Annotated in this window: 22 protein-coding genes; 14 read left to right on the forward strand and 8 right to left on the reverse strand. The window is 65.4% G+C overall.

Going from position 1 to position 21,523, the window contains the following annotated elements; all coding sequences use genetic code 11:
- Nucleotides 1–122 precede the first annotated feature (122 nt).
- A complete protein-coding gene (locus G5V65_RS05210) occupies nucleotides 123–1,055 on the forward strand; it encodes an IS5 family transposase (protein WP_165047589.1) in 933 nt (310 codons plus the stop codon).
- A 230-nt stretch (nucleotides 1,056–1,285) separates the two neighbouring features.
- On the opposite strand, the gene G5V65_RS05215 is transcribed toward G5V65_RS05210, so the two are convergent.
- The 4 genes from G5V65_RS05215 to G5V65_RS05230 form a co-directional block, all read right to left on the reverse strand.
- Nucleotides 1,286–1,918 (reverse strand): flavin reductase family protein, encoded by a 633-nt coding sequence (locus G5V65_RS05215; protein ID WP_165047591.1) that lies wholly within the window; start codon nucleotides 1,916–1,918, stop codon nucleotides 1,286–1,288.
- Nucleotides 1,918–2,847, reverse strand: coding sequence for a carbon-nitrogen hydrolase family protein (locus tag G5V65_RS05220; RefSeq protein ID WP_165047594.1), 930 nt, complete (start codon nucleotides 2,845–2,847; stop codon nucleotides 1,918–1,920). Before G5V65_RS05220 ends, G5V65_RS05215 begins: the two co-directional genes overlap by 1 nt.
- Nucleotides 2,848–2,936: 89 nt before the next feature.
- Nucleotides 2,937–3,860 carry a fumarylacetoacetate hydrolase family protein gene (locus tag G5V65_RS05225; protein WP_165047596.1) on the reverse strand — a complete coding sequence of 308 codons (924 nt, stop codon included), beginning with the start codon at nucleotides 3,858–3,860 and terminating at the stop codon, nucleotides 2,937–2,939.
- Between the two features lie 3 nt (nucleotides 3,861–3,863).
- The gene (locus G5V65_RS05230; RefSeq protein ID WP_165047598.1) at nucleotides 3,864–4,991 is read right to left on the reverse strand and encodes a cupin domain-containing protein; all 1,128 of its coding nucleotides are present in this window, start codon (nucleotides 4,989–4,991) and stop codon (nucleotides 3,864–3,866) included.
- 135 nt (nucleotides 4,992–5,126) lie between these two features.
- Here G5V65_RS05230 and G5V65_RS05235 point away from each other — a divergent pair, with 135 nt between their 5' ends.
- The 4 genes from G5V65_RS05235 (at nucleotide 5,127) to G5V65_RS05250 (ending at nucleotide 7,865) form a co-directional block, all read left to right on the forward strand.
- Nucleotides 5,127–5,771: an FCD domain-containing protein gene (locus tag G5V65_RS05235; protein ID WP_165047600.1), complete on the forward strand. Its 645-nt coding sequence runs from the start codon at nucleotides 5,127–5,129 to the stop codon at nucleotides 5,769–5,771.
- A 77-nt stretch (nucleotides 5,772–5,848) separates the two neighbouring features.
- The gene (locus G5V65_RS05240) at nucleotides 5,849–6,292 is read left to right on the forward strand and encodes an Rrf2 family transcriptional regulator (RefSeq protein WP_165047603.1); all 444 of its coding nucleotides are present in this window, start codon (nucleotides 5,849–5,851) and stop codon (nucleotides 6,290–6,292) included.
- Between the two features lie 3 nt (nucleotides 6,293–6,295).
- The gene (locus tag G5V65_RS05245; protein WP_165047605.1) at nucleotides 6,296–7,183 is read left to right on the forward strand and encodes an NAD(P)/FAD-dependent oxidoreductase; all 888 of its coding nucleotides are present in this window, start codon (nucleotides 6,296–6,298) and stop codon (nucleotides 7,181–7,183) included.
- Between the two features lies 1 nt (nucleotide 7,184).
- Entirely contained in the window at nucleotides 7,185–7,865 is a 681-nt protein-coding gene (locus G5V65_RS05250; RefSeq protein WP_343162820.1) for a class I SAM-dependent methyltransferase, read from the forward strand.
- A 33-nt stretch (nucleotides 7,866–7,898) separates the two neighbouring features.
- Here G5V65_RS05250 and G5V65_RS05255 read toward each other — a convergent pair whose 3' ends face one another.
- A complete protein-coding gene (locus G5V65_RS05255; RefSeq protein WP_165047607.1) occupies nucleotides 7,899–8,654 on the reverse strand; it encodes a GntR family transcriptional regulator in 756 nt (251 codons plus the stop codon).
- A gap of 268 nt (nucleotides 8,655–8,922) precedes the next feature.
- Between G5V65_RS05255 and G5V65_RS05260 the strand changes: the two genes are divergently transcribed.
- Genes G5V65_RS05260 through G5V65_RS05295 form a run of 8 tightly spaced genes read left to right on the forward strand, consistent with a single transcriptional unit; the run spans nucleotide 8,923 to nucleotide 16,773 of the window.
- Nucleotides 8,923–9,981, forward strand: a complete 1,059-nt coding sequence (locus tag G5V65_RS05260; RefSeq protein WP_165047609.1) for an ABC transporter ATP-binding protein — start codon at nucleotides 8,923–8,925, stop codon at nucleotides 9,979–9,981.
- The gene (locus G5V65_RS05265) at nucleotides 9,978–10,859 is read left to right on the forward strand and encodes an ABC transporter permease (protein ID WP_165047611.1); all 882 of its coding nucleotides are present in this window, start codon (nucleotides 9,978–9,980) and stop codon (nucleotides 10,857–10,859) included. The genes G5V65_RS05260 and G5V65_RS05265 overlap by 4 nt, the downstream gene beginning before the upstream one ends.
- Nucleotides 10,856–11,629: an ABC transporter permease gene (locus G5V65_RS05270; protein ID WP_165047614.1), complete on the forward strand. Its 774-nt coding sequence runs from the start codon at nucleotides 10,856–10,858 to the stop codon at nucleotides 11,627–11,629. Before G5V65_RS05265 ends, G5V65_RS05270 begins: the two co-directional genes overlap by 4 nt.
- Before the next feature lie 35 nt (nucleotides 11,630–11,664).
- The gene (locus G5V65_RS05275; protein WP_165047616.1) at nucleotides 11,665–12,705 is read left to right on the forward strand and encodes an extracellular solute-binding protein; all 1,041 of its coding nucleotides are present in this window, start codon (nucleotides 11,665–11,667) and stop codon (nucleotides 12,703–12,705) included.
- Nucleotides 12,706–12,760: 55 nt separating this feature from the next.
- On the forward strand, nucleotides 12,761–13,912 hold the full coding sequence (locus tag G5V65_RS05280) for an amidohydrolase family protein (protein ID WP_165047618.1): 1,152 nt from the start codon (nucleotides 12,761–12,763) through the stop codon (nucleotides 13,910–13,912).
- A 13-nt stretch (nucleotides 13,913–13,925) separates the two neighbouring features.
- Nucleotides 13,926–14,582 (forward strand): flavin reductase family protein, encoded by a 657-nt coding sequence (locus G5V65_RS05285; RefSeq protein WP_165047620.1) that lies wholly within the window; start codon nucleotides 13,926–13,928, stop codon nucleotides 14,580–14,582.
- Entirely contained in the window at nucleotides 14,582–15,307 is a 726-nt protein-coding gene (locus G5V65_RS05290; protein WP_165047623.1) for an aspartate/glutamate racemase family protein, read from the forward strand. The genes G5V65_RS05285 and G5V65_RS05290 overlap by 1 nt, the downstream gene beginning before the upstream one ends.
- A complete protein-coding gene (locus G5V65_RS05295) occupies nucleotides 15,304–16,773 on the forward strand; it encodes an amidohydrolase family protein (protein ID WP_165047625.1) in 1,470 nt (489 codons plus the stop codon). The genes G5V65_RS05290 and G5V65_RS05295 overlap by 4 nt, the downstream gene beginning before the upstream one ends.
- Before the next feature lie 33 nt (nucleotides 16,774–16,806).
- On the opposite strand, the gene G5V65_RS05300 is transcribed toward G5V65_RS05295, so the two are convergent.
- On the reverse strand, nucleotides 16,807–18,708 hold the full coding sequence (locus G5V65_RS05300) for an AI-2E family transporter (protein ID WP_165047628.1): 1,902 nt from the start codon (nucleotides 18,706–18,708) through the stop codon (nucleotides 16,807–16,809).
- A gap of 177 nt (nucleotides 18,709–18,885) precedes the next feature.
- Here G5V65_RS05300 and G5V65_RS05305 point away from each other — a divergent pair, with 177 nt between their 5' ends.
- Nucleotides 18,886–19,365 (forward strand): hypothetical protein, encoded by a 480-nt coding sequence (locus tag G5V65_RS05305; protein WP_165047630.1) that lies wholly within the window; start codon nucleotides 18,886–18,888, stop codon nucleotides 19,363–19,365.
- A 192-nt stretch (nucleotides 19,366–19,557) separates the two neighbouring features.
- On the opposite strand, the gene G5V65_RS05310 is transcribed toward G5V65_RS05305, so the two are convergent.
- A complete protein-coding gene (locus G5V65_RS05310) occupies nucleotides 19,558–19,722 on the reverse strand; it encodes a DUF1328 domain-containing protein (RefSeq protein WP_165047632.1) in 165 nt (54 codons plus the stop codon).
- 117 nt (nucleotides 19,723–19,839) lie between these two features.
- On the reverse strand, nucleotides 19,840–21,522 hold the full coding sequence (locus G5V65_RS05315; protein WP_165047634.1) for a sensor histidine kinase: 1,683 nt from the start codon (nucleotides 21,520–21,522) through the stop codon (nucleotides 19,840–19,842).
- Between the last annotated feature and the right edge of the window lies 1 nt (nucleotide 21,523).

The following is a 21,523-nucleotide window of genomic DNA, read 5'->3' on the forward strand; positions in this document are numbered from 1 at the left end:
CAGCACCCGGTGACGCGCGGAAAGCAGCTCTGAAATTACCCCTTGCGCAAGGGGCGGTTACACATGTTGCACAAATCCGGTGAGGGATTCATCTCGTGAATTCAGCGTGGTAGCTGGGGCACATGAGCAGACCGACACCTCCGACCTACAAGACCAGGAACTGGCCTGAGTATAACAAGGCGCTCAAGCGCCGTGGCTCGCTGACGATCCGGTTCGACCCGGCCATGACCTGGGAAGCCGCGCCGACCGGCAAGCGTGGTCGCCGGCCCGACTACAGTGATGCTGCGATCCAGACCTGCCTGACGATGAAGGTGCTGTTCGGCATGGCGCTGCGGCAGACGACCGGATTCGTCGAGAGCCTTCTGCGACTGATCGGCTTGGACTGGGCCGTGCCCGACTTCAGCACCCTGTCGCGTCGCCAGAAGACCCTGAAGGTGAACATCCCCTACCGCGGCTCGGACGGCCCCCTGCACCTGCTGATCGACAGCACCGGGATCAAGGTCGAGGGTGAAGGCGAGTGGAACGCGCGCAAGCATGGTGGCAGCAAACACCGGGTCTGGCGCAAGATCCACATTGGGATTGACGAGAAATCACTGGAAATCCGGGCTGCCGAGTTCACCAGCAGCGACGTGGGCGACGCGCCCATGTTGCCCGAACTGCTCGACCAGATCCCGCCCGACCAGGAGATCGCCAGCGTCACAGCCGACGGCGCCTTCGACACCCGCAAGTGCCATGACGCCATCGCGGCCCGTGGCGCCGCAGCGATCATCCCGCCCCGCAAGAACGCCAAGCCTTGGAAGCCTGACACCGCCGGGGCGATCGCCCGCAACGACATCCTGAGGACATCGAAGCGCGTCGGGCGGACCATCTGGCGACGATGGAGCGGGTATCACCGCCGAAGCCGTGCCGAGACCAAGATGCACTGTGTGAAACTGCTGGGGCAGCGCCTGAGCGCGCGGGACTTCGACCGTCAGGTCGCAGAGTTCCAGGTCCGTGTCGCCGTGCTCAATGGCTTCACCGCACTCGGCACACCCCTCACAGAGGTCGCGGGATAAGTCTGTCCGGGGAAAGGGGAGGTCCGGTCAACAGACGATTTGTGCAACGGAGCCAACACGGCCTAGTACGTTTAGAAAGGAGCCCTTAGGCCAGAGAAGGTTCGACGTCAGGCCCTCTCGCTCCGCCATCAGTTGCACAGGCAAGGCATTGGTGCCGCTGCATCCCGGCGGCCTTTCCCGGAATGGCGACAGGCGGCACGGATGGCAGGCAACCCTTTGCCGACGCCCTGTCAGACCTTTCCCTCAGCCATCAGCTTGGCCCAGGTCGGGCGCGGCAGATCAAAGCGGTCGTGGCTGCGGATGTATTCGGATCCGAAGCTGCGCGCGACGAGGTCCAGCGCATCGGTATCTATATGGGCGCGCTCGGGGTCGTGCAGGAAACGGTCCTCGACATGCACGGCCAGAACCCGGCCGATCACCACTGTCTGGCATGGCCCTGTAACCACGCAAGCCTGCGACCTGCACTCGAAGGCAACCGGGCTTTCGGCGATCCTCGGCGGGGCGACATGGTCGCTTGCCAGAACCTCAAGCCCGGCCAGCCGCAATTCGTCCACGCCGCGGGGGGCATCGGCAGATGTCAGGTTCATCGCCCCGACCAACCGCTCCGGCACAAGGTTCACCACGAATTCGCCGGTCTCCATGATGTTCAGGGCCGTATCCTTGAACCCCCTGTCGGGCGCGGCCATCAGGCCAAGGGCGATCGTCGGAGGGGCGGATCCCATGACGTTGAAAAAGGAATAGGGGGCGGCATTCACGCCCTTGTCGCCCTTTGTCACCACCCAGGCAATCGGTCGCGGGATCACCGTCGCCGCCAGAAGCTTGTAGGCGATCGGTTCGGGCACCTTGTCCAGATCGAACCGCATCAGCGCTCTCGCACCGCCGGTTTCGCGCGGGTATCGACAATCAGTTCAAAGACGTCCGGACGGGCATAGTGGCCGGTCACATCGAAATCGAACTTCGCACGGATCACCTCGGTCGGGTCGATCTCTGCGAAAAGGATCGTTTCACCGTTGAAATCCGGCCCGGCGAGAACCTGGCCAAGGGGAGAGATGATGGCAGATCCCCCCCGCATCATCACGCGGTCGGGTTCATCCCCGAGGGCACTTTCATGCCCGGCTTCATAAGCTGCCCGCGTGATGTACTGGCAAGCTGTCAGAACGAAGGTTCGCCCTTCAAGGGCGATGTGCTGCATGGTGGGCAGCCAGGTATCGCGGTCATCGGCGGTCGGCGCGCAATACAGGCTGACGCCCTGATGATACATGTGCATCCGCAAGGCGGGCATGTAGTTTTCCCAGCAGATCACCGCCCCGATCGTGCCAAGCTCGGTCTGGAATGCGGGCAAGGTGGACCCGTCTCCGAAACCCCAGATCAGCCGCTCTCCCGCCGTCGGCATCAGCTTTCGATGCTTGCCGACCAGCCCCTTCGCCCCATCAAGATAGAGAACCGTGCAGTAAAGCGTCGCACCGTCGCGCTCGATCACGCCGATGACGGCGAATGCGCCCGTATCGGCGCAGGCCTGGGCGACACACGCGATCTCGGGGCCGTCCAGATCCACGGCTGCGGCGTGATAGCGTGCAAAGGCCGCACGCCCTTCGGGTTTGCGCATGCCGATGGGCGCGCCGAAGCTGGCACCCTTTGGATAGCCCCCGATCAACGCCTCGGGAAAGACGACCAGCCGCGCGCCCCTGGCCGCGGCTTCCCGCAGGCGGGCGGCGGCCTTCTCGGCAGTGGCCATCGGGTCCGACGGAAGGGCGGCCATCTGCACCACGGCAGCAACAAAGGGGGGGCTCATGACGGGTCTCCGCTTCAAATGGTGGCCGCGGGCTTGCATCCCCCGGGGCTCATCCGGATCTCGATCCTCGGTTGGCCCATGGTGATGGGTCAATCCTCCGGCGTGGTATTCACGACAGGATTGCGCAGGCTGCCGATGCCCTCGACATGCCCCACCACGACATCGCCGGGATGCAGCCATTCCTGTGGCGTCCGCCCCGCGCCCACGCCTTCGGGCGTGCCGCTTGCGATGATGTCGCCCGGCTCCAGCGTGATCCCGGTCGAGATGTCGGCGATCAGCTCGTCAACCTTGAACAGCATGTGCCGGGTGTTCGACCGCTGCTTCTCGACGCCGTTCACCGTCAGCCAAAGGTCAAGGGTCTGGGGGTCCGGTATCTCGTCCGCCGTCACGATGACCGGCCCGAACGGGGCATAGCTGTCCATGCCCTTCGAAAAGATCCACTGCCCCGCGCGCCGGTTGTCGCGCGCCGAAACGTCGATCATCACCGAATATCCGAAGACATGGTTCAGGGCATCCTCTCGGCGGATACGGCTGGCGGTGGTGCCGATGATCACCGCCAGTTCCACCTCCCAGTCAAGCTGTCGGGTCATCCTTGAATTGTGCCCGATCCCGTCGCCCGGACCAATCACCGCCGTTGGCGGCTTTGAAAACACCACCGGCTGCTTCGGCAGATCCTTGGAGGTATCGAGGCTGGCCGCGCTCTCCGCGACATGCTCGACATAGTTCAACCCGATGCCGAAGATGTTCTTTCTGGGTCGGGGGATCGGTGCCAGCAGGCGCACATTCGCCAGCGCCGTCGCCGTGCCGGGCCTGTGCCGCCCCGCCGCTGCCTCCAGACAGCCCTGCAGCGCCTCAAGCCCGGGCCTGCCCAGATCAATCAACCCCAGCATCGAGGCAGGCAGGCATTCCCCCTGCGCCGCCGCCAGCCGCTCCACATCGACGACCAGATCGCCCTCGATCACCCCAAGCCGCGCCGCCCCCTCGACAGAGGCACGATAGGTTACCAGTTTCATGTCTTATCCCTGCAAGAGCGGCTGCCGACCGCCGTTTTCCCCGAAGGCTTCTTCCCGATACAGCCCAAGCGCCCGCATCACCGGCAGGTCATTCAGGCAGAACAGGCAGGCATCTTCGCGATCCGATCCGTTGACATGCTCATGCCAGGCCCAGGACGGCACGCAGAAGATGTCACGCTCGGCCCAGTCAAAGCGCTTGCCATTGATGATCGAATGACCCCGCCCCTTCGCGACGTGGTAAAGATAGCTGCCGGTATGGCGATGCGCCCTGGTATGTTCGCCCGGGCGCAGCATCTGCATGCTTGCACCCAGCGTCTGCATCACCGGGCCATTCGTCACGGGGTTCACATATTCCATCAGCACGCCGTCGAACGGACTGCCCGCCGTGCAGCCTGCATATTTCGACAGCGCGTCATATGTCGGCGCCCATTCGTATTTGAACATCGGGCTATAGCCCTTGCGCCAGCTTTCGCCATAGGGGGTCAGGCCAGGATTGCCCCAGGTCTTCGTCATGTCGTCCACGGCATGTCCCACGACCTGGTTCAGATCCGGATGCACCTCGTAGAAATTCGCCTCCATCGCGTTGACAAAGGGAATGTCCAGCCCGTCCTGCCACAGGCACAGCGATCCGTCCGCGCTGACGCCATGCTCATGCCAGGTTCCGTTCGGCGTCAGGACAAAGTCATTCGCGCCCAGGGTCATCTTGTGGCCATCCACCACCGTATAGGCCCCGCGCCCCTCCATGATGAACCGGATCGCACTGGCCGAATGGCGATGGGCGCTGGCCACTTCGCCGGGATTCATCACCTGAAGCCCCGCATAGATCCAGCCGACGGCCGCCGCCACATCCTGACGGCCCGGATTGTTCAGATAGATCACCCGACGCCCGGCCTTTTCCGGCGTCACCAGATCGACCGACCGGATCACATGATCGCGCAGGTCCCGATAACGCCAGACCACCGGCACGGACTGGCTCTTCGGCGCCCAGGGCTCGATCTTGTTCGCAACGGTCCACAGGGCACCGGCGTGAAAGCCCTCCAACTCGTCGTAATAGGCCAGCAACTCTGGCGTATCCTCGACATTGGCCCGCCCGATCACGTCCTCACGATGGTTCTCGCGCTCGCTGGCCATGGCTCTCTCCCCTCCCTGCGGCAACGGCCCGACTATGCCTCTCCATATTTTCGATATCAACAAGGATTTTCGAAAATTCTGGAATTGCACGACTCTCCGCCATTCACTAAGCTACCGGCAGACAAGGATCCGATCATGACTCTGGCCGAAAAAGCCTATGTTTCCTTGCGCAAGGACATCGTCGAGGGTCGCTTCGCCCCCGAAAGCCCCCTGCGCCTCGCCGATCTCTCGGAACGCTATGGCATGGGCTTTTCCCCCCTGCGCGAGGCGCTGAACCGGCTCCAGGCGGAACGCCTCGTCACCGCCGAATCCCTGCGCGGCTTCCGCGTCTCGGCCCGGTCCCCCTCGGAATTCGAAGACGCGCTTCAGGCCCGCCTTCTGATCGAAACCGAAGCCCTCCGCCTCTCGATCCTCAAGGGCGACGATACCTGGGAGGCCTCCATCGTCGCCGCGCTCTATGCCCTGCGGCGGCAGACCGGCCGGTCGGATGGCGATGTCGATGAACTGAAGGCGCGCCACCATGCCTTTCATCGCGCGCTCCTCGCCGCCTGCGGATCGGATTGGCTCCTGGATTTCTTCGAACGCCTCTACGCCGCGACAGAGCGGTACCGAATCCCCGCGCTCTTGGCGGCCGGCCCACAGAAGCGCGATATCGACGCGGAACATGGCGCCATCGCCGATGCCGTTCTGGCGCGGGATGCGCCCCTTGCCGAACGACTGCTGCGCGATCATTACCTGCGCACCGCCGGCACGATCCGCTCTGGCATGGCCCCGGCATAGCCCCTGACGGCACAGGCAAACCATCTGCGGCCGCCTCCTCCTTGACATCCAGTCTGATTCGTAACATCAATAGTTACATGAAACGGGACAGCCGCCTTTCCTCCACCCTGCACGCCCTTCTGCACATGGCAGAACGGGACAGCCCGATGACATCAGAGGCCCTCGGCCAATGCCTCGGCACCAATCCGGTCGTCGTCCGGCGGACCATGGGCCACCTGCGCGAGGCGGGCCTCGTGACGGCCGACCGCGGGCCAGCGGGCGGCTGGCGCATCGCGGCCGATCTGGAGACGGTCAGCCTGCGCCGCCTGCACGAAGCCCTGGGAGAGCCCGCGATCTTCGCCATCGGCAACCGCAACGAAACGCCGGAATGCCTGGTCGAACAATCGGTGAATGCCGCGCTCGAAGATGCCTTTGCCGCGGCCGAGGCGCTGCTGCTCGACCGTTTCGCCGATGTGACGCTGGCCGATCTGGCCCGCGATTTCGCCCGCCGTCATGCGCAAAGGCGGGCCAGACAGGAGTAGGACATGCAGGATGTGATCGTGATCGGGGGCAGCTTCGCCGGAATGGCAGCCGCCCTGCAACTGGCGCGCGCGCGCCGCAAGGTGCTGGTGATCGACGCGGGGCAGCGCCGCAACCGCTTTGCCAGCCGGTCGCATGGCTTTCTCGGGCAAGATGGCATGGACCCGGCGCAGATCTGGGCCCAGGCCAGGGATCAGTTGCTGGCCTATCCCGATCTGCGCTGGGTGAAGGGAACTGTCGCCTCCCTCTCCGGGCGAAAGGACGAATTCCGGGTTGCCACCGATCCTGGCGAAACCCACGAAGGTCGGCGCATCCTTCTGGCCACCGGCGTCAGCGATCAGCTCCCCGAAATCCCGGGCCTGGCCGAACGCTGGGGCAGGACGGTGTTCCACTGCCCCTACTGCCACGGCTTCGAACTGGATCAGGGACGGATCGGGGTCATCGCCACGGGCGCCCTCTCGGTTCATCAGGCAGAGTTGTTGCCGGACTGGGGAGAGGTCACCTTCTTCGTGAACGATGCCCTCACACTCTCCCACGATCAGCGGGCCAACCTGCACGCGCGCGGCGTCGTGGTCGAAGACACACCCCTCGCCCGCCTGTCAGGTGGCGCCGATGTCGAACTGGTCGATGGCCGCGTGCTGCGCTTCTCCGGCCTCTTCACCGCCAGCAGAACGGAACCGGCTGGGCCACTGGCCGGGCTGATCGGCTGCGAGATGATCGAAACCCCGATGGGCCGCCAGATCCGGACGGACGAGGCCAAGGAAACCAGCCGCCCCGGCATCTTCGCCTGCGGTGACGTCGCGCGCGCGCCGCATTCCGTCTCGCTCGCAGTGGCCGACGGGGCCTGGGCCGGGGCGCAACTGCATCGCTCGCTCGTCTGGCCGGAGGTCTGATGTGACCCCCTCCCCCGCCACCGATCCCGGCGATCCTGCCAGCTATGCCGCGCGCGTCGCCCGGCATGTTCCCGGGCTGCGGGATCTGCATGTCATGGCGGGCATCCTTCTCGCCGAACATGTGCCGGACCAGGGCAGGGTCCTGATCCTCGGTGCCGGTGGCGGGCTGGAACTGCAGGCCTTCTCCCGCGCCCATCCCGGCTGGCACTTCGACGGCGTCGACCCTTCCCCCACGATGATCGCTCAGGCGCGGCGACTGCTGGGCAGCGACACCGCCAACATCACCTTCCATCAGGGCTATATCGACGATGCCCCCGAAGGCCCCTTCGATGGCGCTGCCTGCCTTCTGACCCTGCACTTCCTGCGCCACGACGAACGCCTCCGCACGCTGCGCGCTGTCCATCGCCGCCTCAGCCCCGGCGCGCCCTTCATCGCCGCCCATCACAGCTTTCCTGCCGGGGGTGACGGGGAACCGGATCTCTGGCTGCGGCGCAACGCGGCCTGGCTGGTCGCGGGCGGCATGGACGAAGCGCAGGCCCTCGCCGGGATCGAAACCATGAAGGAACGCCTGCCCGTCCTTTCCCCGGCAGAGGATGAGCGCCTGCTGATCGAGGCAGGCTTCCACGATGTCCAGCTTTTCTACGCCGCCCTTACCTTCAAGGGCTGGGTTGCCCGGGCCTGAAGCGGGCGCGACGGCCCAATCCCGAAGACAGGTTCATCCGCGCGATATCCGCTCCGCATAGGAAGACAGCACATCCTGCACGCTCCTTGGCTTGCGTGTTTCAAGTAGCGCCCGCCCCGCGACCTGCTCGATATGATGTTCCATCAGCTCGGCAGCCCTTTCCCCCTCGCCCGCAATCAGGGCCTCGATGATCTGGCGATGCTCATCAAGCCCGCAATCCACCGAATGCGGGCGGCCATAGATCGTCAATACAAGCGAACAGCGCGACACCGTCTCCGTCAGGTATCGGACCAGCAGCTTGTTGCCCGTCATCCCTGCAAGACGCAGGTGAAACTCCCCGGCAAGCCGGATCGCCTCGCGTTCATCGCGCGCGCCGGCAAGTTCCTCATTCACCAGCATCTGACGCAATTCTTCGATCTGCGCGGAGCTAAGCTGGCCCGCCAGTTGCAGCACCACCATCCGTTCCAACCCGCGACGAACGACGAAGATATCCCTGCCCTCGTCCAGCGTCGGGTTGGCGACAAAGGCCCCGCGGTTCGGCATCAGGTCCACCAGACCTTCCACCGAAAGCCGCAACAGCGCCTCGCGGGCAATGGTCCGGCTTGTCCCGAAGGACTCGCCGATCATGTCCTCCGGAAGCCGCGCGCCGGGTTCAAGCTGTTGTTCGATGATGGCCTGGCGCAGCGCCTCATGCACCTTTTCGGTGCGCGTCGCGGCCTTGGCCGGTTCGGCCGCCTTCCGGCCTCCGGGTGCCGTCGCAACGGGGCGCGTCTCCTTGGCCTTGGGCATCCCTCGCTCCTCCTGACATCTGCAATCGCATAGATCATCGCATGCAATGCCCGGGTCAATGCCCTTTGCGCGCATCGCCGCCCGCTGCCCGCCACCTTCAGACCGAAGCGGCACCAAGGACTGCCCTTTCCCTGTGCAGAAGATCTGATTTCAGTCGAAAACCAAAGCGTCACCAATTTTTGCATGCATTAATAAAATAAAATTGCATGCAATCTTGACATGAAATCTGATGCGGTCAACGCTGACACCATGGAAAAACGAGGATGACATGACCGATTCTTCCGCAGTCTCCATCAGATCCGTCAGCAAGGGCTTTGGCCGCGGCACCGCCGCCGTCCGGGTTCTGGAAAACGTCTCGGTCGAGATCGGACAGCGTGAATTCTTCACCCTCCTTGGTCCGTCAGGCTGCGGAAAGACAACGCTTCTGCGCCTGATTGCGGGCTTCGAGACGGCCGATCAGGGCAGCATCTCGATCGACGGGCAGGACGTGACGCAGGCCCCGCCCTTTCGCCGGCCGGTCAATACGGTGTTCCAGAACTACGCGCTTTTCCCGCACATGACGGTGGAACAGAACGTGGGTTTCGCCCTGGTCGAACAACAGATGCCCGCCGACAGGATCCGCGCCCGCGTGGGCGAGGCGCTCGAGATGGTTCGCATGCAATCCTTTGCCCGCCGCCGCCCGGCCGAGCTTTCGGGCGGCCAGCAGCAGCGCGTCGCCCTTGCGCGGGCGCTGGCCCCGCGGCCCAGGGTTCTTCTGCTCGACGAACCGCTCTCGGCGCTGGATCTCAAACTGCGCAAGGAAATGCAGATCGAACTCAAGCTGCTGCAGGCCGAGGCGGGCATCACCTTCCTCTTCGTGACCCATGACCAGGAAGAAGCGCTCACCCTGTCGGATCGCGTGGCGGTGATGCAGGGCGGCCGCATCCTGCAGATGGGCCCGCCGCGCGACATCTACGAAGCGCCAACGCACCGCTTCGTCGCCGACTTCATCGGCGACATCAACCTGATCGAGGCCGAGGCCCTTCCCGACAATGCCGTCCGTCTGCCCGGTGGGACGCAGATGTCCCTTCCCCATAAGGCCCGCGGCAGGATCACCCTGGCCATCCGCCCCGAACGCGCGCGAATCCTGGCCCCCGAGGCCGGCCAGCTGCAGGCGCAGGTGATCCATACCGCCTATCTGGGAACGGCCCTTGTCCACAAGCTGGCGCTTGCCGACGGTGGCACCTTCCTTCTGCGGCAGTCCGATCTGGATGGCCCGCAGCCCGCAATCGGCAGCCAGGTCGGGCTTGGCCTTCCTGCCGAAGCCCTGCGCGTGCTGGCACAATGACCGGCAATCCCGCCCTCCGCCGCCTTGGTCTTCTGACCCCGGCCCTCGCGACCATCGCCCTGCTGATCGGCCTTCCCCTGATCCTGCTCATCTGGATCTCGCTTCTGCAGAAGGGTGGCAGCAGCGGGGTGGATTGGAACGCGGCCCCCTCGCTCGGCAACTACATCCGCCTTGCCTGGGAAGAGGATTTCGACGGCACGATGATCCTCAATACCAGCTATCTGGTGATCCTCCTGCGCTCTGTCCTTCAGGCAGCGTTGACCACGGGGCTAAGCCTGCTTTTCGGCCTTCCCGTGGCGCTCTGGATGGCGGGCCTCTCGCGCGGGCAGCGCGACCTGATGCTTCTGCTGATCACCATCCCGTTCTGGACCAACCTTCTGGTGCGCAACTACGCCTGGCTGATCATCCTGCGCGAGGATGGCTGGCTCGCGCAGGCTGTCGGTTCCGTATCGCCCATCGGTCCGATCCCCCTGCTCTACAACGACCTCGCGGTCGCCATCGGCCTGACCTATTCCTTCCTGCCCTTCATGATCCTGCCGCTCTATACCGTGTTCGAGAAATTCGACTGGCGGCTTCTGGAAGCCGCGCATGATCTGGGCGCTTCCCGGTCGCGCGCCCTGCGGCGGGTGCTGATCCCCATCGCGATGCCGGGCATCGCCGCCGGGTCCCTGCTTGTCTTCATTCCCTGCCTCGGGGCCTTTGTCACGCCCGCCCTGCTGGGCGGTGGCAAGACCCTGATGCTGGGCAACATCATCCAGATGCAGTTCGGCGCGTCGCGCAACTGGCCCTTCGGGGCGGCGCTCGCGGTGGTGCTGCTGGCGCTGATGCTGATCGTGATGGTCGCCATGGCGATCTGGCGCAACCGGAGGGTCAGATGAACATCCGCCGCTTTCCCCTGACGCGCGAGATCTCGCTGCTGGTCCTGGTCTATCTCTATGTGCCCGTTGTGGTTCTGGTGGGATACAGCTTCAACGCCAACCGGACGGCGACCGTCTGGTCGCATGCCTCGCTGGATTGGTATGGGCGCATTCTGGCCAACCCGACAATTCAGTCCGCCGCGAAGAATTCCCTCGTCCTGGCGCTCTGTGCCGCCACCGCCGCCACAGTGATCGCGCTTCTGGCCGCGCTGGCCACATCCCGCGCCTTTCCCGGTCGCGGCGGGGTCGAGGCGGTTCTCAACACCCCGCTGATCCTGCCCGAAATCGTCGTCGCCGTCGCCACGCTGATGCTTTTCGTGGCGCTCGGCGTGCAGCTTGGGCTGGGGGCCATGATCCTTGCCCATACCGCCTTCTGCATTCCCTTCGCCTATCTGCCGATCCGGGCAAGGCTGGAAGGCATGAACCAGAGCTTCGGCGAAGCGGCGCAGGATCTCTATGCCAACCGCTTCCGCTGCTTCCGCCGGGTGACGCTGCCGCTTCTGTGGCCCGGCATCATGGCGGGCTTCACGCTGGCCTTCGTGACCAGCCTCGATGACTTCCTCACCTCGTTCTTCCTGTCGGGCCCCGGCACCACCACCCTGCCCGTCTACATCTTCTCGTCGATCAAGGCCGGCATCACGCCCGAGATCAACGCGATTTCCACTGTGATGCTGGTGATTTCCGTCCTGCTCGTCTCGCTTTCCTTCTTCCTCGGCCGCCTTCGGCGCTGAGGCCGCGAACAACAATCCAACAGAGGAGTGACCCCATGAAAAGAACCCTGACAGCCCTGACCCTCGCCGCGATGACAGCCCTGCCCGCCTTCGCGCAAGACGAGGAAAAGACACTCTTCTTCTACAACTGGACGGATTACTATCCCGTCGAACTCCTCGCGAAATTCGAAGCCGAAACCGGCATCAAGGTCATCCTGGATGGCTTTGACAGCAACGATACCCTGCTGGCAAAGCTGCAATCGGGCGGGGCCGCCTATGATGTGATCGTGCCTTCGGATTACGTGATCCCCGGCATGATCAAGGACGGGCTTCTGATGAAGATCGACACCCCGTCGATGGAAAACTACGTCCACATGAAGGACGCCTTCAAGAACCCCGATTTCGACCCGACGCATGAATACACCGCCCCCTATCTCTGGGGCGTCACGGGCCTCGCCTATGACAGCGCCGCCGTCGGCGGGGCCGAGATCGAACATAGCTGGAAGGAACTGTTCGAACCGCGCCCCGAATTCGAAGGCAAGATCGCCGAACTGGATACGGCCAGTGACGTGATCCTTGCCGCATCGCTCTATCTGGGCATTCCGCAATGCACCGAAAGCAACGATGACGCCAAGCGCATCCTTGAACTACTTGAGGCACAGGCCCCCAAGCTCAAGATGTATTCCTCCGACAGCACGGTGGATCGCATGGCCTCGGGCGAGGTCGCGATGTATCACGTCTGGAACGGTGCCACCGCGCGCGCCACCGCCCAGCGCGATACGATCCGCTTCATCTATCCCAAGGAAGGCACGCCGATGTTCCGCGACAACTTCGCGGTCCCGGCCAATGCGCCCCACCCCGAGAACGCAAAGATCTTCATCAACTGGATGATGGCACCCGAAAATGCAGCGGCCGTGTCGAATGCGATTGCCTATGCCAATGCGATCAAGTCCGATGAATTCCTCGATCCGAAATGGCGCGCGATGGACGCGATCAACATGCCCGAGGAATACGCCCCCCGCCTGGTCCCCACGATGGATTGCGGCCCCGCCGCGCGCGAATTGCGCGACAGGATCTGGACCCGCCTGAAAGGCTGATCCCCCTGCGGCCCCTGTTCCCGGGGGCCGCAACCCACCCTTGCGGAGCATCAGGATGACCACTTTCACCAATCTGCGCGACATGACCGGCGGGACCATCGGCATCCGCTGCCAGGGCGGCCGCATCGCGGCAGTCGGCCCCGATGTCACCGCCCCCGATGCCGTCGATGGCGAAGGCCGCCTTGTTCTGCCCGCCTTCGTCGAACCGCATGTCCATCTGGACAAGACCCTGTGGGGAGAGCCGTGGCAACCCGGCAAACGCGCGGCCAGGCTGCGCGACTACATCGAAAACGAACGGCGCGTCCTGTCGGCCAACACCACCCCGCCCGAAGATCGCGCCGCGCGCCTGCTGGCGCAGATGCTGGCCTGCGGCACCACGGCGGTCCGCTCGCATATCGACATCGCCCCCGACATGGGGCTCACCCATGTCGAGGCGATGATGCGCCTGCGCGATGCCTGGTCAGACCGGATGGATCTGCAATTCGTGGCCTTCCCGCAGCAGGGCCTGCTCTGCCGTCCCGGCACCGCCGACCTGATCCGCGCCGCGATGGACATGGGCGTTGAAACCGTGGGCGGTCTCGATCCCGCAGGCATCGACGGCGATCCCGACGGCCAGTTGCGCTTCATCTTCGATCTGGCGGTCGAAAAGGGCGCGGGCGTCGATATCCACCTGCATGACAAGGGCGAACTCGGCGCCTGGCAGGTGGAACGCATCGCCGACTACACCCTCGCCTCGGGCCTTGCCGGCAAGGTGATGATCTCCCACGCCTATTGCCTTGGCATGATCCCCGACCAACGGCTGGAACGCATCGGCCGCAGGCTTGCCGATGCCGGAATTTCCCTGATGACCTCCGCCCCCGCCGATGTCGCCGTTCCCCCGGTCGAGGACCTGGTCGCCATGGGCGTGACCGTCTGCTGCGGGTCTGATGGCATTCGCGACAGCTGGTCCCCCTTCGGCAATGGCGACATGCTGGAACGCGCCTTCCTCACCGCCTATCGCTTCGACTGGAACCGGGACGAAGATTTCACCCTCGCCCTGAACTGCGCCACCCATGCCGCCGCCCGTGCCATCGGGATCAGCGACTATGGCCTCGCCCCCGGAAACCGGGCCGATTTCGTGATGATCGGGGCCAGCGGCCCGGGCGATGCCCTGTGTCGGCGGCCTTCGGACAGGCAGGTTGTCCGGCGCGGAAAACGGGTTGTGTGACAGGATCAGGCAGATGGATTTCGACTTCACCACCCTTCCCCCGGCAGATCGCTACCGCCTGCTGACCAATTTCATCGGTCCCCGTCCGATTGCCCTTGTCGGCACCCGGTCGCAGATGGGCCATAACAACGCCGCCCCCATGAGCTTCTTCAACGTCTTCTCCCACGAACCCCCGCTGGTGGTTCTGGGCATCCAGAACCGTGGCAATGGCGAAGAAAAGGACACCGTGGCGAATATCCGGCGCACCGGGGAATTCGTGGTGAACATGGTCGACATGGCCCTCGCCGATGCGATGATCGTCTGCAGCGTCAACTTCCCCGCCGAAGTCGACGAACTCGCCTTCGCGGGCCTCACGCCGGTGCCCTGCCGCCAGATCGACGCCGCCCGCATCGGCGAAAGCCCCTGCGCCTTCGAATGCCGCGTGGAACGGATCCTCGAATATCCCGCCCGCGTCCTCATCGTGGGCGAGGTGCTGGACATGCATGTCGAGGACCGCTGCATGGATGCCGGTCGGCGCTACGTGAACCCGGAAACCTACCAGCCCATCGCCCGCCTGCATGCCGACAACTACATCACCTCGGACCGCCAGTTCGAACTGAAGAAACCCGATGCCCTGCTGCCCTACGAACTGGCGCAGATCACGCCCCGCGCCACGGAAAGTGCCCTCTGATGCGCATCCATGTGATCAACCCCAATTCCACCGCCGCCATGACCCGCACCATCGCCGATGCGGCGCGGGCAGCCGCCAGCCCCGGCACCGATATCGACGCCGAAACCGGCATGGGCACCCCCCCCTCAATCGAAGGCTACCGGGATGAGGCGATGGCCGTTCCCGCCCTGCTCGCCGCCATCCTGCGGGCCGAGGCACGCGGCGCCGATGCCCATGTCATCGCCTGTTTCGATGATCCCGGTCTTGCCGCCGCGCGCGAGGTGGCCACAGGCCCCGTCATCGGCATCTGTCAGGCGGCCCTGCAGGTTGCCATGACGATTTCCACCAGATTCTCGGTGATCACCACGCTGCCCCGCTCCGTTCCCGTGATCGAGGATCTGGTCGCAGCCTATGGCGCGGCCCATCGCTGCCGCAGGGTGCGCGCGGTGGACATGCCTGTTCTGGCGCTTGAGGCCGATCCGGCATCGGCCCGGGCGCGGCTCTTCGACGAAACCCGCCTCGCCATGGACGAGGACAGGGCCGAGGCGATCGTTCTGGGCTGCGCGGGCATGACCGATCTCTGCGATTGGCTGTCGCAGACGGCGGGCATTCCCGTCATTGATGGCGTCACCGCCGCCACCCGCCTTGCCGAGGCGCTGGCAGGCGCCGGCTACCGCACGTCAAAGGCCGGGGCCTATGCCTATCCGCGAGATAAATCCGCCGACATGATCGCAGGCGCGGCATGACGGGCCTCGATGCGCTGACCCTCGGCCAGCGGCCCTCCGGCCGGACGGCACTGGCGGCCCGCTGGATCATCGGCCATCTGAACGGCCGCCACAAACTGTTCGAACAGGCCGAGATCGTCATCGAAGCCGATCGCGTGATCCATGTCGGCCCCGCCTTTCCCGGCCCTGTCGCACGCAGGATTGATCTGGGCGACGTGCTGGTTTCCCCCGGTTTCATCGATCTCGATGCGCTCTCGGATCTGGATACGACCCTGCTCACCGTGGATAACGGCCCAGGCTGGGCCACGGGGCGTGTCTGGCCGCAATCCTATGTCGATCGCGGCCCGTACGAGATGTATACGCCGGAAGAACTGGCCTTCCAGAAACACTACGCCTTTGCCCAACTCCTGCGCCAGGGCATCACCTCCGCCCTGCCCATCGCCTCGCTCTTCTACCGGGAATGGGGCGAAACCACCGCCGAATTCGAAACCGCCGCCCAGGCAGCCGCCGATCTTGGCCTGCGGGTCTGGCTTGGCCCGGCCTATCGGTCGGGCGGCATGGTCTGCACGGCTCCGGGCGTTCTCGAACCCCGCTTCGACGAGGCACGCGGCCTGAAGGGACTCGACGATGCCATTGTCTTCGCCAGCCGTCACGGCGGCAGTTACGGCGGGCTGGTTCAGGCCATGCTGTCGCCCGACCGGGTGGAAACCTGCACCCTGGCCTTGCTGGAACGCACCATGGCCGCGTCCCGCGACATGGCCCTTCCGGTGCGCCTGCACATGGCACAGGGCCGGATGGAACGGCGCACCGTGCAGGCCCTGCACGGAACCACCGCCCCGCAATGGCTCGCCCGGCATGGTCTGCTGCACGACAGGCTGATCGCCCCCCATGCCGTCGAGGCGGAACCACAGGATCTGGCCCTCTATGCCCGTCACGGTGTCACCATCGCGCATTGCCCGCTGGTCTATGCGCGCGATGGTGAAATGCTGAAATCGTTCCGGCGCTGCCGTGACCTCGGCATCAATATCGGCATGGGCACCGATACCGCCCCCGCCGACATGGTGCTGAACATGGCCGTCGCCCTGATGATGGGCCGCGCCGCCGAAGGCGATGATCGGGGCCTGACCACGGCCGAGGTCTTCGATGCCGCAACGATGGGCGGGGCCAATGCGCTGCATCGGCCCGATCTCGGCCGCCTGCAGCCGGGATCGAAGGCGGATATCGCGATCTTCGACATGGCCGACAGCTATTTCGCACCCCGGATCGACCCCGTGCAAAGCCTGATCTTCGGCGCAACCGGCCGGGTGACCAAAGCCGTCTTCGTGGATGGTCGCCTGTCCATGCGCGATGGCCAGGTCGCCGGGATGGACATGGCCGCCGCCCGCAGCCAGGCCCAGGCCCAGTTCGACAGGCTGCTGCAGCGCTACCCGGAACGCAGCTGGGGTCATCCCGATCTGGCCGCGATGTTCCCGCCCACCTATCCCTGAACCGGCCGGAAGGAAGGCCCCGACCAACCCAATTCAGCCGCGCCCAACAGTCCTGTCCAGGCCAAACGCCCTTTCCAGCGTCTCCGCCATCCCTGACGCGTGTTCCTCACCGTCCCGGGATGGCGCGGACACACCCCCGCCCTCTTCCGGCGCTGACCAGACGGCCAGCACAACGCGCAGGGCCGGAAACCGCCGCCGCAACTGGCGCAATCTCACCGCGACAGCCGCGCCCGCCTCCCGGTCAAGCGATGTCAGGACGATCACCTCGGCCCCGAAGGCTTGCACCGCTTCGGCCTGAACCGCCCGCCAGGACAGCACCCGCGTCTCGGCCCCCTCTGCCCGCATCACCTGCGCCAGCATCCCCGCCACCGCCTCGTCCAGCACCGTGCGCGCGCCGGTCACCACCACCCTCCGGCCCGCACCCGGCAAGGGGCTGTCGCCGTCCAGCCCGGCGGCCTCTTCGATCACGGCGTCCAGCCGCTCGACCTGGTCCAGCACGGCATCCGCCATCCGGTTGGCCTGCGCATCGGACAAGAGCCCCGTCTCCTGATCGGCCTGCGCCATGGCCAGCGCCGGAATCGCCTTGCGATCATAGAACTCGGCAATCTCGCGCGACATGCGGGCCTCCCCCGCCGCCAGGACCGAAGCCTCGTCCAGCGCGAAGGAATGCCCGGTCAACAGCCGATCATAAAGCCGCGCCGTTTCCTCCAGAACCGGGTTGTCGCCCAGCAGGATCGAAAAGACCCGCAGACTGGGCACATGATGGCCGATCACCACCAGGCAGACGGTCAGCGGCGTGGCGATGATCAACCCCATCGGCCCCCAAAGCCAGGTCCAGAACATGGCCGAAACGATCACCGCCAGCGGGCTCAGCCCGGTCCGGCGGCCATAGAAACGCGGCTCCACGACATTCGACGTGATCAGTTCCACCCCCGCGAACAGCGCCACCGTCCACAGCACAAGCGACCAGTCCGGCGCCACCGCAAAGGCCATCACCAATGGCAGCACCACCGAAATCGCAGTGCCGATATAGGGAACGAAGCGCAGGATCAGCGTCACGATCCCGAAAAACAGCGCGTTCGGCACACCGATCAGCCAAAGTCCCAGCCAGATCGGCACCGCATAGACGACATTCACCACCAGCTGCGCGACCAGATAGCTGGACACCCGCGATCCGGCCTCGCCCAGCAGGCGCGAGGTGGCAAGGATGTTGCTGCCGCCGATCAGGATGACCAGACGGTCGCGCAGGGCCGCCCGCTCCAGCAGCGCAAAGACGACAACCACCGCAATCAACCCCGAAATCGCCACCGGCTCCAGCGCAGGAAGGATGACCCCGGTCAGCCAATCCGACAGGCTGGTCGTCTCGATCAGTTCCACACGCACCGGCCCGGCATCCTGCGCGCCCTGTCCCCCCTCCGCCGCGGCAAGCCGGTCGCTGATGTCGGCCACCATGGCCTGCAGTTGCGCAACCATCCGGCTCTCCTTTCCCATCTCGAGAAAGGCATCCAGCTTCGACAGGACATTCCCCTGATAAAGCGGCAGGTTCGCCCCGATCAGGCTCAGCTGATAGGCGAAGGCCAGCACAAAGCCCCCGACAAGCGCCGCCGTGGCCAGCACGGTCAGGACGACGGCCCAGCGCTCCGTCAGGCCGCGTCGGCGCAGGGCATTGACCAGCGGTGTCAGGACAAAGGCACAGAGCATCCCCAGCGCCAGCGGCAGGAACAGATCCCGCGCCAGATAAAGGATCGCACAGACCACCGTGATCACCGCCAGAGTGGTCAGGGAAACGACCGACTGCCGCGCCTTGGCAGGACGCGCGCCCTCCTCTGCACCGCTGCCATCCCGGACAGCGCGCCGTTCCCCGCCCGATCCGGCACCAGACCTGTCGCCCGATACCGGCACCATCGGTGCCTGCTCTTGCCCTGTCACCATCATCCCCGCCCCCTCGCCGCCGTGTCCCGGACCTGCGCCACTCGGAAAACAACGGCCGTCACCCGATCACGTTCCCGATACCCGGGACGATTTTTCCCGCACCTGCCGCCGGGCCGGAACCTGACGCCGCCTCGCGCGTTGCCCTCGCAATGCCTGTCCGGCCCGAAGATGGAGAACGCCATGTCAGCCCCTTCCCGTCGTCCCGTGATCCTCGTGAACGATGCCGCCCTCCTCTCGCCTCAGGTCCGCGCACTGGATGCGGACAGTTGCACGGTCATCGTGGCCGGCAGCCGGGTCGTGGGCATGACCCTGGCCGAACTTGCCCTTCCCGGCGCGCAGATGATCTGGACGGACTTCCGGCAGAGCCGCGCGCTCGGCCATCTGCATCAGGAAATCGACGCGAATGGCGGCCTCGATCACCTGATCCTTGCCGCCGACGGATCACAGGCGGAAACGGTCTTCTCGGTGATGTGCGCCATCCTCTGCCTGTTGCCCGCCCTGCGTCGGCCAGGCAAGGCGAGGATCTCGCTCGATCTCGACGATGGTCCCGCCGTCGCCGGCCTGAAGGAGTTTCTCTCCCGTCTCGCCCCGCGTCTCAACCGGCAGAACATCAGCCTTTGCCTGAACATCCGCCAGACCATCGCCGCGGGCGCGCCCTGACTGGCGCCCGAGCGCGCCCCACGGAAAGCCCCGCCCCGGCCCGGATTGCATCACCGCATCCGGGCCTTTCGCTTGCTGCCCGGCGCAAGGACCGGCCAGAAAAAAGGCTGCGACCGAAATCGCAGCCTGAGTTCAGAGGGAACGACGAAATCCCGCAGGGCCGGGGATGGCCCTGCGGGCAGGGCAGACAGATCAGCCGCGCCGCATGAGGCGGCCGATCAGGGACAGCACGAAAAGCACCAGGAAGATGAAGAACAGGATCTGCGCGATACCGGCCGAGGTGCCGGCAATACCGCCAAAGCCGAGAACGCCCGCGATCAGCGCGATGATGAGGAAAGTGACAGCCCAACCAAGCATGGCAATGCTCCTTTTTTTCATGTCCCGGGCGCCACCTTGCGCCCTGTTGAGATCTGCCAGACCAACGCGCGACCATGCGGAACGGTTCCCCCGGATCCCGGAAAAACCGCCCGCCCGTCAGATCCCGCCGCGCGGAAAGACCAGTTCCACCACCGACCGCGCGCCGTCGGTCCGCGTCGAGACGCGCCCCCGCAACTGGGCAGCAAAGCGCGCCAGCATCCGCTTTGGCAGGGCCGCCATGCCTGTCGTGGTGTCAGCCAGGAACTCCGGCACGGCCGGGCCTTCTATCGACAGCCGGATGTCCTGCCCCTCTTCGGTCAGCGCCACCTCGATCCCGCGATCCATGCCCGCCCTTGCCGCGAAAAGGCACCCCACGGCCTCGGCCACCGCCAGGGCCAGGGGCACCGCCGCCTCGGGGGTCAGCCGGATCGGATCCAGCCTGTAGCGCGCCGATCCGATCGCGATGCCGTGGATCTCCTTCAATCGCCGCACCACCCCGCCCAGCACCTCATCCATCGGCACATCGCGGCGGCCGTCCAATCCGTAAAGGCTGGTATGGGTCGAGGACAGCGCGATGACGCGATAGATCAGCCCGTCCAGCACCCCCCGCAGGGCCGGATCGCCTGCCTCGCGCCGATACATCCGCATGACCGAAGCGATGATCTGCAGGCTGTTGCCGCTGCGATGGTGAACCTCGCGCAGCAGCCGTTCCCTGTCCACCAGCAGGTTCTGCAACTCTGCTTCGTCCTGCTCCAGATCGCGGATCAGCTTTTCATAGACGGCATGCAGCTTCTGGATCTCTGTCGGGGCCTCGGCGATATCCGGAATCGCCACCCGCGCGCGCGCCTCGCTATAGGCCATCATCGCGCGTGACAGCGCCCGCACATGCCGCACCACCAGCCGCCCCGAGGCCAGCGCCGCCGCGATCAGCGCCGCCGCCCAGGTCAGCGCCGGCAGCAGATAGGGCGCCATGGCACTGGCCGCCCAGGAACTTGCCTCGCCCTGTTCCCAGATGGCCAGCAGAAACAGGTCTTCGGCGACATTCACCACCGACACGATCCGCTCCGAACCGTCCGCCCCTTCGACAAAGGCCGGACGCCCGGCAAGCCGGGCCGCCCCGTCCAGGCCCATGCCGGGGGGCAGCAATGCCAGGGCGTCGCGCGCCTCATCCGACCGGGCCAGTTCCGTGCCATCCGCCGTAAAGGCGACGATCACACCCGGCTCCCACTCGACATAGTCGGCCGTATAGGGGCTGGGCGTCACCGCCTGATTGGGGATCGACACCGAAACCACCCCCGTCTGTCGGCCGCTTCCGTCCACCACCGGATGCACCGCCCCGATCACCGCCCCCCCCGAAACCGGGCCGCGCGGATTGAAAACGAGCATCGGTTCCGGGCGTGCCATCATCCGCTCAAAGGCGGCATTCCCGGAAAAGTCGAACGGCTCCCCGGTCGAGGCACAGGTCATCCGGCCCGACATCGGGATATAGGCGACAAGCGATGCTTCGGGGATGCCCTCGGCTACCGCCCGCATCCGCGCCATGCATTCCGCATCCTCCGGAATGCCCGGCGACAGGCTCTGTGCCAGAACCTTCGCCGTGGTCTGGCTGGCGCGGATCAGGTCGATCTGGGGCTGCACGGCCGCCAGCGACGCGCCACCGATGCCTTCCAGCGTCGATTGGTGGAACTGTTCGCGCGTCACCTGCGTCTGAACAACCGAAAGCACGCCAAGCGGCAACAACGCCAGCACAAGCGTCGACCCAAGCCGAAAGCCCAGGGTGCTGGTCGCCAGAAACTTCATG

It is taken from the genome of Paragemmobacter kunshanensis (genome assembly GCF_011059185.1).
In the GTDB taxonomy this organism is placed as follows: Bacteria; Pseudomonadota; Alphaproteobacteria; order Rhodobacterales; family Rhodobacteraceae; genus Paragemmobacter; species Paragemmobacter kunshanensis.

Excerpts from the sequence above, each read along its gene's own strand:
- G5V65_RS05210 (WP_165047589.1), top strand. The coding sequence starts at position 123 with ATGAGCAGACCGACACCTCCGACCTACAAGACCAGGAACTGGCCTGAG.
- G5V65_RS05215 (WP_165047591.1), bottom strand. The coding sequence starts at position 1,918 with ATGCGGTTCGATCTGGACAAGGTGCCCGAACCGATCGCCTACAAGCTT.
- G5V65_RS05220 (WP_165047594.1), bottom strand. The coding sequence starts at position 2,847 with ATGAGCCCCCCCTTTGTTGCTGCCGTGGTGCAGATGGCCGCCCTTCCG.
- G5V65_RS05225 (WP_165047596.1), bottom strand. The coding sequence starts at position 3,860 with ATGAAACTGGTAACCTATCGTGCCTCTGTCGAGGGGGCGGCGCGGCTT.
- G5V65_RS05230 (WP_165047598.1), bottom strand. The coding sequence starts at position 4,991 with ATGGCCAGCGAGCGCGAGAACCATCGTGAGGACGTGATCGGGCGGGCC.
- G5V65_RS05235 (WP_165047600.1), top strand. The coding sequence starts at position 5,127 with ATGACTCTGGCCGAAAAAGCCTATGTTTCCTTGCGCAAGGACATCGTC.
- G5V65_RS05240 (WP_165047603.1), top strand. The coding sequence starts at position 5,849 with ATGAAACGGGACAGCCGCCTTTCCTCCACCCTGCACGCCCTTCTGCAC.
- G5V65_RS05245 (WP_165047605.1), top strand. The coding sequence starts at position 6,296 with ATGCAGGATGTGATCGTGATCGGGGGCAGCTTCGCCGGAATGGCAGCC.
- G5V65_RS05255 (WP_165047607.1), bottom strand. The coding sequence starts at position 8,654 with ATGCCCAAGGCCAAGGAGACGCGCCCCGTTGCGACGGCACCCGGAGGC.
- G5V65_RS05260 (WP_165047609.1), top strand. The coding sequence starts at position 8,923 with ATGACCGATTCTTCCGCAGTCTCCATCAGATCCGTCAGCAAGGGCTTT.
- G5V65_RS05265 (WP_165047611.1), top strand. The coding sequence starts at position 9,978 with ATGACCGGCAATCCCGCCCTCCGCCGCCTTGGTCTTCTGACCCCGGCC.
- G5V65_RS05270 (WP_165047614.1), top strand. The coding sequence starts at position 10,856 with ATGAACATCCGCCGCTTTCCCCTGACGCGCGAGATCTCGCTGCTGGTC.
- G5V65_RS05275 (WP_165047616.1), top strand. The coding sequence starts at position 11,665 with ATGAAAAGAACCCTGACAGCCCTGACCCTCGCCGCGATGACAGCCCTG.
- G5V65_RS05280 (WP_165047618.1), top strand. The coding sequence starts at position 12,761 with ATGACCACTTTCACCAATCTGCGCGACATGACCGGCGGGACCATCGGC.
- G5V65_RS05285 (WP_165047620.1), top strand. The coding sequence starts at position 13,926 with ATGGATTTCGACTTCACCACCCTTCCCCCGGCAGATCGCTACCGCCTG.
- G5V65_RS05290 (WP_165047623.1), top strand. The coding sequence starts at position 14,582 with ATGCGCATCCATGTGATCAACCCCAATTCCACCGCCGCCATGACCCGC.
- G5V65_RS05295 (WP_165047625.1), top strand. The coding sequence starts at position 15,304 with ATGACGGGCCTCGATGCGCTGACCCTCGGCCAGCGGCCCTCCGGCCGG.
- G5V65_RS05300 (WP_165047628.1), bottom strand. The coding sequence starts at position 18,708 with ATGATGGTGACAGGGCAAGAGCAGGCACCGATGGTGCCGGTATCGGGC.
- G5V65_RS05305 (WP_165047630.1), top strand. The coding sequence starts at position 18,886 with ATGTCAGCCCCTTCCCGTCGTCCCGTGATCCTCGTGAACGATGCCGCC.
- G5V65_RS05310 (WP_165047632.1), bottom strand. The coding sequence starts at position 19,722 with ATGCTTGGTTGGGCTGTCACTTTCCTCATCATCGCGCTGATCGCGGGC.
- G5V65_RS05315 (WP_165047634.1), bottom strand. The coding sequence starts at position 21,522 with ATGAAGTTTCTGGCGACCAGCACCCTGGGCTTTCGGCTTGGGTCGACG.